General features: G+C 72.2%; 8 protein-coding genes and 1 pseudogene. 7 read left to right on the top strand and 2 right to left on the bottom strand.

Annotated elements, in window-relative coordinates:
• The 5 genes from HMPREF3159_RS05345 to HMPREF3159_RS05325 form a co-directional block, all read left to right on the top strand.
• Positions 1 to 918, top strand: a 918-nt coding sequence (locus tag HMPREF3159_RS05345) for a glycosyltransferase (RefSeq protein WP_371441691.1), incomplete at its 5' end; no start/stop codon positions are given.
• A gap of 111 nt (positions 919 to 1,029) precedes the next feature.
• On the top strand, positions 1,030 to 2,187 hold the full coding sequence (glf, locus tag HMPREF3159_RS05340) for a UDP-galactopyranose mutase (protein WP_070500008.1): 1,158 nt from the start codon (positions 1,030 to 1,032) through the stop codon (positions 2,185 to 2,187).
• A gap of 51 nt (positions 2,188 to 2,238) precedes the next feature.
• Complete coding sequence (locus tag HMPREF3159_RS05335) at positions 2,239 to 4,335, top strand: glycosyltransferase (protein ID WP_070500007.1); 2,097 nt, start codon at positions 2,239 to 2,241, stop codon at positions 4,333 to 4,335.
• Positions 4,332 to 5,258, top strand: a complete 927-nt coding sequence (locus tag HMPREF3159_RS05330) for an ABC transporter permease (protein WP_070500006.1) — start codon at positions 4,332 to 4,334, stop codon at positions 5,256 to 5,258. Before HMPREF3159_RS05335 ends, HMPREF3159_RS05330 begins: the two co-directional genes overlap by 4 nt.
• A gap of 13 nt (positions 5,259 to 5,271) precedes the next feature.
• A complete protein-coding gene (locus HMPREF3159_RS05325; RefSeq protein WP_083305806.1) occupies positions 5,272 to 6,042 on the top strand; it encodes an ABC transporter ATP-binding protein in 771 nt (256 codons plus the stop codon).
• A gap of 34 nt (positions 6,043 to 6,076) precedes the next feature.
• Here the strand turns inward: HMPREF3159_RS05325 and HMPREF3159_RS05320 are convergent, their stop codons facing one another.
• Together HMPREF3159_RS05320 and HMPREF3159_RS05315 are read right to left on the bottom strand one after the other, a co-directional pair.
• The gene (locus HMPREF3159_RS05320) at positions 6,077 to 6,796 is read right to left on the bottom strand and encodes a TIGR03089 family protein (protein WP_070500005.1); all 720 of its coding nucleotides are present in this window, start codon (positions 6,794 to 6,796) and stop codon (positions 6,077 to 6,079) included.
• The gene (locus HMPREF3159_RS05315) at positions 6,793 to 7,908 is read right to left on the bottom strand and encodes a coenzyme F420-0:L-glutamate ligase (protein ID WP_070500004.1); all 1,116 of its coding nucleotides are present in this window, start codon (positions 7,906 to 7,908) and stop codon (positions 6,793 to 6,795) included. The genes HMPREF3159_RS05320 and HMPREF3159_RS05315 overlap by 4 nt, the downstream gene beginning before the upstream one ends.
• Before the next feature lie 280 nt (positions 7,909 to 8,188).
• Between HMPREF3159_RS05315 and HMPREF3159_RS05310 the strand changes: the two genes are divergently transcribed.
• Entirely contained in the window at positions 8,189 to 8,488 is a 300-nt protein-coding gene (locus HMPREF3159_RS05310) for a WhiB family transcriptional regulator (RefSeq protein ID WP_010549808.1), read from the top strand.
• A gap of 12 nt (positions 8,489 to 8,500) precedes the next feature.
• A pseudogene (locus HMPREF3159_RS05305) lies at positions 8,501 to 8,924 on the top strand (hypothetical protein); the annotation flags it as partial.

Raw genomic sequence — 8,924 nt, 5'->3', positions numbered from 1 at the left:
GGCGGCCGCGGGGTGGAGGAGCCGCCCGTCGGCCGCGCCGAGGACGAGGCACCCGCCCGCCCCGGGGGCAGGGCCGAGGGCGCCGAGCCCTTCGCGGTGCTCATGCCGCTGTGGGCGAAGGACCGGCCGGACCGGGTCCGGCAGGCGATCGTCTCCGCCACCGAGTCGCAGCAGCTCCGCCCCGACCTGCTGATCCTCACGGTCGACGGGCCGCTCCCCGCCCCGCTGGAGGCGCTGGTGGAGCGGGTGGAGGCCGGCGACCACGGCCCGGCGACCGTGCTGCGCCACAGCGCCCATCGCGGGGTCGCGGCCGCGCTCCAGGACGGCCTCGAGACCTCCCCGTACGAGCTCGTCGCCCGGGCCGACGCCGACGACCTGTGCCGCCCCGGGCGCTTCGCCCTCCAGATCCCGCGGATGCGGCGCGACCGCCTCGATCTCCTGGGCGGGGCGATGCGCGAGTTCAGCGACCGCGTCGCCCCCGGCCGGGGGCCGCTGCGCACCCGGCCCCTGACCCATGCCGAGATCACCGCCTATCTCCCGCGGCACAGCCCCTTCCACCACCCCACGATGGTGCTGCGCCGCTCCACGGTGCTCGCCGTCGGCGGCTACCGCGACCTGCCCCTGCTGGAGGACTACTGGCTCTGGGAGCGGATGATGCTGGGCGGGGCGCGGATGGCGAACCTCCCGGACGTGCTCGTGGACTACCGCGTGGACGAGCACCTCTTCGCCCGCCGCGGCGGGTGGCGGCTCTTCGCGAGCGACCTGCGCCTGCAGCGCCGCTTCGTGATGGACCGCGTGACCACCCCCGCCGGCTTCCTGCGCAACCTGGGGGAGCGGTGCGTCTACCGCCTCGCCCCGGGATGGGCGCGCCGCCTGGCCTACCGGCGCTTCGTCGAGCACGACGGCCGCACCGCATGACCACTGCCACACGCTCCGGCGCGCCGAGGCGGGGAGCCGTCCCCCGGTCGCGCCTCCGCTACTGTGATCGAGTCCCCGGCGGAGAATCCGCCCGCATCGAAAGGACCCCCTGTGTCGACTCCTGACCTCCTGATCGTCGGCTCCGGCCTGTTCGGCCTGACCATCGCGGAGCGCGCGGTGGCCGAGCACGGCGCGAAGGTGACCATCATCGACCGTCGCTCCCACATCGGCGGCAACGCGTACTCCGAGGCCGATGCGGTCACCGGCATCGAGGTCCACAAGTACGGCGCCCACCTCTTCCACACCTCGAACGACCGGGTGTGGGAGTACGTCAATCGCTTCACGAGCTTCACCGGCTACCAGCACAAGGTCTACACGACCCACCAGGGCGTGGTGTACCCGATGCCGATCAACCTCGGCACCGTCAACCAGTTCTTCCAGGCCGCCTACACGCCCGACGAGGCGCGCGCCCTGATCGCGCAGCAGGCCGGCGAGTTCGCCGGGAAGGATCCCGAGAACCTCAACGACAAGGGCATCTCCCTGATCGGTCGCCCCCTGTACGAGGCGTTCATCAAGAACTACACCGGCAAGCAGTGGCAGACCGATCCCAAGGACCTGCCTGCCTCGATCATCTCCCGCCTCCCGGTGCGGTACACCTACGACAACCGCTACTTCAACGACACCCACGAGGGCCTGCCCACCGACGGCTACACCGCGTGGCTCGAGCGGATGGCGGACCACCCGGACATCGAGGTGCGCCTGGACACCGACTACTTCGACACCTCCCAGCCGCTGAACCGCGATGCGGTGCGCGGGAACCTGCCGGTGGTCTACACCGGCCCGGTGGACCGCTACTTCGACCACGACCTGGGCGAGCTCGGCTGGCGCACCATCGACCTGGAGACCGAGCACCTGGAGGTCGGCGACTTCCAGGGCACCTCCGTCATGAACTACGCCGATGCCGAGGTGCCCTACACCCGCATCATCGAGCCGCGCCACTTCCACCCCGAGCGCGACTACACCAAGGACGCGACCGTCATCCAGCGCGAGTACTCCCGCTTCGCCGAGTCCGGCGACGAGCCGTACTACCCGATCAACTCCGGCGCCGACCGCGAGCGGCTGCTCGAGTACCGCAAGCGCGCCGAGGTCGAGCCCCGCACACTGTTCGGTGGGCGCCTGGGCACCTACCAGTACCTCGACATGCACATGGCCATCGGCTCCGCCCTGTCCATGGCCGACAACAAGCTGCCCGACCTGCTGCGGGGCTGACCCGACCGCCCCGCAGCGCGGGGCCCGAGACGACCGCCGACGAGGAGCACCATGAACGCCACCCCTGCCGCCACGGCAACCCCCGAGAACGCCGCGCCCGAGACGACCACGCCGCAGCGCGTGCTGCAGCGCCTGATCCTGCCCACCGAGGCGTCCCCCGACATCGCCCCGCTGTACATCGAGGCCTCCGACGCGCGCTCCGGCGCGAGCGGCAGCGCCTTCGGCCTCGGCGGCGGCGACTCGTCCGACTCGGGGGTCTCCGGCCAGCCCGTCGCGAGCGCGGCCTCCGTCGACGTCAGCGAGCTCAGCGACCGCCACTCCGTGCGGATTCCCGCGCAGTCCATGCGGTCCTTCGGCACCTACTTCAACGCCTTCCCCGCCAGCTACTGGCGGCGCTGGACCCCGGTGCGCGCGCTGCGGCTCGTGGTGCGCACGGCCGGCTCCGGCACCCTGGTCGTCATGCGCTCCACGGCGCGCGGCAGCCTGCAGCGCCACGACTCGGTGAGCGTCACCGGCACCGGCGAGACAGTCTTCGAGCTGCCGCTGACCGCCTTCGGCGACGGCGGCTGGTACTGGTTCGACGCCTACGCCGGCGCCGAGGACCTCACCATCATCGGCGCCGAGTGGACGGCCGATGCGGACCTCGCCCGCACCGACGGCACCTTCTCCATCGCCATGACGACGATGAACAAGGTCGACTACGTGCTCGACAACATCGCCACCGTCGCGGAGAACCCCGACCTGCGCGAGAAGCTCGACGTGATGTACATCGTGGACCAGGGCGCGGATCGTCTCGGCGATCATCCCGAGGACCTCGCCCCGCTCCAGGCGGAGCTCGGCGAGCAGCTGCGCATCATCGAGCAGGGCAACATCGGCGGCTCCGGCGGCTTCTCCCGCGGCATGTACGAGGCTTCCACCAACGGCACCTCCACCTACGTGATCAACTGCGACGACGACATTGTGCTGGAGCCCGAGACGCTCGTGCGCCTGGTGACCTTCGCGGACTTCGCCACCCGGCCCACCCTCGTCGGCGCCCACATGTTCGACCTCAACAATCGCAGCGTGCTGCACACCTTCGGCGAGGTCGTGAACCCCTGGCGGATCCAGCCGGCGCTGGCGAACACCGAGGGCCAGCTGGGCCACGACTTCTCCACCGAGCCGCTGCGCTCCACCCCGTGGCTCCACCGTCGCGCCGACGTGGACTACAACGGCTGGTGGTCCTGCCTGATCCCCACCGAGACGGTGCGCGCCATCGGGCTGAGCCTGCCGGTGTTCATCAAGTGGGACGACGCCGAGTACGGTCTGCGCGCCAAGAAGGCGGGCTACCCGACCGTGTCCCTCCCCGGCGCGGGCGTGTGGCACATGAGCTGGGTGGACAAGGACGACCTGGTGGGCTGGCAGGCCTACTTCCACGAGCGCAACCGCATCATCACCGCGCTGCTGCACTCGCCCTACCCCCGCGGCGGCCGCGTGGTGCGCGAGTCGCAGTTCATGGACGTCAAGCACCTCATCTCGATGCAGTACTACACCGAGGCGGGGCGCCTGATGGCCCAGCGCGACGTGCTCGAGGGCCCCGACGCGCTCCATCCCTCGATCGGCACGAAGCTGCCCGAGATCCGCGCCATGGCCTCCGACTTCGCCGACGCGAGCGCGAAGAAGGACCAGGACTCCTACCCGCCCGTCCACATGGACAAGCCGCCGCGCAAGGGCCGCCCCTTCACCGAGCCGCGCCGCTTCATGCTCCCGGTGTGGACGGCGAAGACACTGGCCAAGCAGCTGCTGAAGCCCACCTCGCCCCGCGCGGACGAGAACCCGCAGGCGGTCGTGCCGCACCTGGACGCGAAGTGGTGGCGCCTGTCCGCCTACGACAGCGCGCTGGTCTCGAACGCCGAGGGCACCCAGGTCGCCTGGTACAAGCGCGATCCCAAGCAGGTGCGGGACAAGCTCGCCCAGGCGCTGACCGCGCACCTGGATCTCCACCGCCGCTGGAACGAGCTGGCCGCGCAGTACCGCGAGTCCGCCGGCCGGATCACCTCCTTCGAGGCGTGGGAGCGGACCTTCGCGGAGAACCCCGCCCCGGTGCGCGAGAAGGACCGCACCACGGGCACGGCCGGCAGCGGCGCGAGCGGCGGGAGCACCTCGGCGTGAGCGAGGCCCCCCGCACGCGGGCGGGCCAGCTCCCCACCCGGGCCGAGCAGGCCGAGGGCTGGCGCGCGCCCGGACAGGACGCCGGTTGGCTGAACCCGGTCACGGAGCGGTTCCTGCTGCTCCTGCTGGTGCGCAAGGAGCTGCGCGTCCGCTACCGCGGCAGCGCGCTGGGGATGCTGTGGAGCTACGTGAAGCCCGCGGTCCAGTTCATCACCTTCTACATCGCCCTCGGCGTCTTCCTGCAGCTCCAGCGGGACACCCCGGCCTACGCGGTGTACCTGTTCAGCGGCATCGTCGTGGTGAACCTCTTCGGCGAGGTCTTCGGCAACGCCACCCGCTCGATCACGGGCAACCAGGCGCTGGTCTCGAAGATCTATCTGCCCAGCCAGCTGTTCCCCTGGTCGAGCATGATCGTGGCGCTGGTGCACTTCCTGCCGCAGCTGCTGGTGCTGGTCGTGGGCGCGCTGCTGTTCGGCTGGCTGCCCTCGCCGACGGCGGCGCTCGCCTTCGTGCTCGGCATGGCGATCCTGCTGATCTTCACGATGGGGCTGGGGATGATCACCGCGGCGCTGAACGCGGCCTTCCGCGACGTGGAGAACTTCGTGGACCTCATCGTCATGGTCGCCACCTGGCTGTCGCCGGTGCTGTACCGCGTCTCGATGGTGGAGGAATCGATCGGCGGCACGATCTGGTTCTGGCTGTACCAGCTGAACCCGCTGACGATCGTGGTGGAGCTGTTCCACGTGGCGTTCTGGCGCTACAGCCCCGAGGTCGTCGAGCGCGCGACCGTCGACCCCTCGCTGCTGTCCCCGCACGAGCCCTACGGCTTGTGGTGGGCGGGACTGCTCATCGCCGTGGCCACCTTCGTGATCGGCACCGTGGTCTTCGAGCGCTCCAAGCGGCGCTTCGCCCAGGAACTGTGAGGGGAGGACGAGGATGAGCCCGAACATCGACGCCGTGCCCGAGTCCGCTGCACGCCCCACCGACCGCGAGATGGTGCGGATCGAGCACGTCACCAAGCAGTTCTCGCTGCGCCACGACCACTCCCTGAAAGAGCTGGTGTTCTCCGCGCTGCAGCGCAAGAAGCTCGCCGACACCTTCCTGGCCCTCGACGATGTGGACCTCACCGTCCACGCGGGGGAGACGGTGGGCCTGATCGGCTTCAACGGCTCCGGGAAGTCGACCCTGCTGAAGACGATCTCCGGGGTGCTCTTCCCCGACCGGGGACGGGTGCTGCTGCGCGGCCGGGTCGCCGGCCTGATCGAGGTGGGCGCCGGCTTCCACCCCGACCTCTCCGGGCGGGAGAACGTCTACCTCAACGGCGCGATCCTCGGCATGACCCGCGAGCAGATCGATGCGAAGTTCGACGAGATCGTCGCGTTCAGCGAGATCGAGGAGTTCATCGACACCGACGTGAAGTACTACAGCTCGGGCATGTTCCTGCGGCTGGCCTTCTCCGTCGCGGTGCACACCGAGCCGGACATCTTCCTGGTCGACGAGATCCTCTCCGTCGGCGACGAGCCCTTCCAACGCAAGTGCCTGGAGCGGATCCGGGAGCTGCAGAAGGCCGGGCGCACCATGGTCGTCGTCTCCCACGAGCTGGAGATGCTCGAGAAGCTCTGCACCCGCATCGTCGTGCTGCGCAAGGGCCGCACCGTCTTCGACGGCGACCCCACCGAGGCCATCGTGACGCTCCGCGCGAGCTGAGCCCCGCCCGCCGCGCCCCGGCGGGGGCTGCGGCTCAGCTCCGGCCGGTGACGCCCTCGACCTCGGCGCGCTCCGGGGTGACCGCCGCCGCGGGGCCGACGATCCCGCCGCCCTCCAGGAAGGCGCCGAGCGTGAGGGACGCCGTCTCGAGCCCGTCGCCCGTCACGAGCAGTCGCGGTGCGGCACCGCCCGAGCTCGGGGCGGGGGCGGGACCGCTCCAGGCGGGCAGCGCCACGCCGAGCCGGTCCGAGCTGCCCCGCACCTCGACCAGCCAGTCCCGCACCAGCGGCGGCAGCTCCCCGTCGTAGCGGGGCGCGAGGGAGACCCCCTGCACGGCGAGCACCTCGTCGGCCGTGTCCGCGAGCGCGGAGTCCGGACGGTCGGTGACCACCACGCGCGGGTCCACGCCGCCGCCCGGCCGCGCGGCCGCGGCGTCGTCGGCCGACGGATCCCCCGCCCCGGTCCGCGGGAGCAGCACGACCTCGCCACCGAGGGACCAGGTCGCGAGCGCGAGCACCAGGCGCTTCCAGTGCGGGGCGAGGTCCAGGACCACCGTGTCGCCGTGCTCCAGCGCGACCTCGTCGTGCAGATGCCCGATCGCCTTGATGACCCAGTTGGCGAGCACGTGCCCGGACAGCTCGATCCGGGACGCCTCGCCGTACCAGGCGAGCGCCGGCGTGGGACCGAGCGCCTCGAGCGCCGCGAGCAGTGCACGGCCCGTCGTCGAGGGGCCGGGAGTCGGGGACGAGGTCATCGGGGGTCCTCCTCGGGATCGGGGACGATCAGCACGGGCACCTGGGGCAGCTCCTCGCCGAGGGACTCGGCGCCGAGCGCGGTGCGCACCCGCTCGGCCAGCGTCGCGGCGTCGGCGAGCGCGGCGGCAGAGGCATCGGCCCGCTCGACCACGATATGCGTCGAGCCTGAGCGGTCCCGGACCGCGGCGGCCCGGGAGCGGAACGGGGCGGCGCCGGGGCGGGGGAGCGCGGCGACCCCGAGCGCCCGGGCGATCCGCTCCTCGGCGGGCTCCGGGGACATCCGCGCGATCGGCTCCTGCTCCGGGGCGAGGCCGAGGGCGGCCCACACCGACTCCAGGCTCGGCCGGCGGAACCAGTCGTCGGCCCCCGTGCGCGAGAGCTCCCGGGCCGGGACGTCGACGCCCGTCGCCCCGGGCACCCCGCGCACGAGCGCGGCCGGGATCCCGCTCGACTTGCCCTTGACGAGATCCGCGGCGGCGGCGAGCTCGTCGGCGAGGTTCCGCACGGTGACGCTCAGGTGCCGCCCGTCGGCATCGACCCCGCCGCGCAGGTCCTCGAGCGAGGTCACCCCGGCCGCCCCGAGCGCGATGTCGGAGACCCCCACCCGCCAGATCCGCGAGGAGGTGTCGGTGAGCACCACCCCGATAGGGACCCCGAGATGGGCGACGAGCCCTTCGCGCAGCTCGCGGGCGCAGGCGTCGGGGTCCTCCGGCAGCAGCAGCGGGCCGTCCGGCGCGTTCGAGCCGTCGACCCCGGCGGCGGCCATGACCGGGCCCGAGGGGATCTGGACCACCGAGGTCACCACCCGGGTGTGGAGGCGGCGGGCGACGGTGCGCACGGCGATGCGCTCGATCGCCGCGTCCCGCTCCTCGGGGCTCACTCGCAGGCCGAGCGCCTTGGAGACGATCTTCGTCGAGACGCACAGCACGTCTCCCTCGCGCGGGGCGAGCGGGGCGAGCGCATCGGCGAGCAGGGCGACGAGGTCGGCGCCCTCCCGGACCTCGCCGAGCCCGGTCAGCGGCAGCACCATGACCTGCGGCGGGAGAGCCCTCGGGGCGGACGCGGCGGAGGAGGCGTCGGCGGGATCGGACGGGGACGGGATGGTGGTCACGGTGCCTCCCGGGGCGGGCTCCTGCGGCGGGCGGGGAGCCGGGACGAGGGATCGGAGGGGCGGCGTCGCCCCGGAATGTGCAGCGGCGGCGCGGGACGCGGAGAGGGTCGCCGCGGCGGGCGACGACCGCCGTGTCGTGCACGGCCGTTCGTGCAGTGATGTGCTCCGCGACGCGCCGACGCCGCTTGACGCACCATAACTACACCGGTGTACTTTAGTGGCCGGAAGAGGCCTTCGCTGGTCATGACAGGTCAACACAGCAGTGGAAGGAGTGGTGGCCATGGACGAGGAACGAGTCGACGACGACGCGCGTGCAGAGCTGTCCCTGCTCGACCTCGCCGGGCAGGACTCCGACGATGCAGAGCTGAGCTGGCAGGAGCGCGCCCTGTGCGCGCAGACGGACCCGGAGGCGTTCTTCCCCGAGAAGGGCGGCTCGACCCGCGAGGCGAAGAAGGTGTGCGTCTCCTGCGAGGTGCGCGCCGAGTGCCTCGAGTACGCGCTCGAGAACGACGAGCGGTTCGGCATCTGGGGCGGTCTCTCCGAGCGCGAGCGACGCAAGCTCAAGCGCCGGGTGGTCTGACATCCTGACCCGGTGAACGAGCGCCATGTCACCGCGGTCGTCCTGCTGAGCGGGGCGACGACCGCGGGAACCCACGATGCGCTCCACGCAGCACTGACCGCCCAGACCCGACTCCCGGACCGGGTGGTCGTCGCCGCACCCTCCGATCTCGATGAGGACGTGCGCGCCGCGCTCGAGAGCCTGATCGCCTCGGGCGAGGTGGATCGTCTCGTCGACGTCCCCGCCCGCCCCGATCCCTCGCTCCCCGGCCGCGCGGACGCCGTCGCGGAGGCCCTCGACACTCTCGCCGCGCAGCACGAGCGCACCCTCGCCCCCGTCGACGCCCCGGAGCCCGCCCCGCAGTCCTCCACGCGTCGGGCCGGCCGTCGTGCCCGCGCCGTCGACGTCGACGCGCTCGAGCGCGAGCGCACCCAGCGCGCGGAGGCGCTCGCCCTCG

Source organism: Brachybacterium sp. HMSC06H03 (assembly GCF_001807385.1).
GTDB lineage: Bacteria > Actinomycetota > Actinomycetes > Actinomycetales > Dermabacteraceae > Brachybacterium > Brachybacterium conglomeratum.
Note: the sequence above shows the minus strand (reverse complement) of the source record. Positions and strands in the feature narration are given on the sequence as shown.

What these genes read in the sequence shown, in the direction of transcription:
- HMPREF3159_RS05310 (WP_010549808.1), top strand. Translation starts at nt 8,189, where the DNA reads ATGGACGAGGAACGAGTCGACGACGACGCGCGTGCAGAGCTGTCCCTG.
- HMPREF3159_RS05325 (WP_083305806.1), top strand. Translation starts at nt 5,272, where the DNA reads ATGAGCCCGAACATCGACGCCGTGCCCGAGTCCGCTGCACGCCCCACC.
- HMPREF3159_RS05335 (WP_070500007.1), top strand. Translation starts at nt 2,239, where the DNA reads ATGAACGCCACCCCTGCCGCCACGGCAACCCCCGAGAACGCCGCGCCC.
- HMPREF3159_RS05320 (WP_070500005.1), bottom strand. Translation starts at nt 6,796, where the DNA reads ATGACCTCGTCCCCGACTCCCGGCCCCTCGACGACGGGCCGTGCACTG.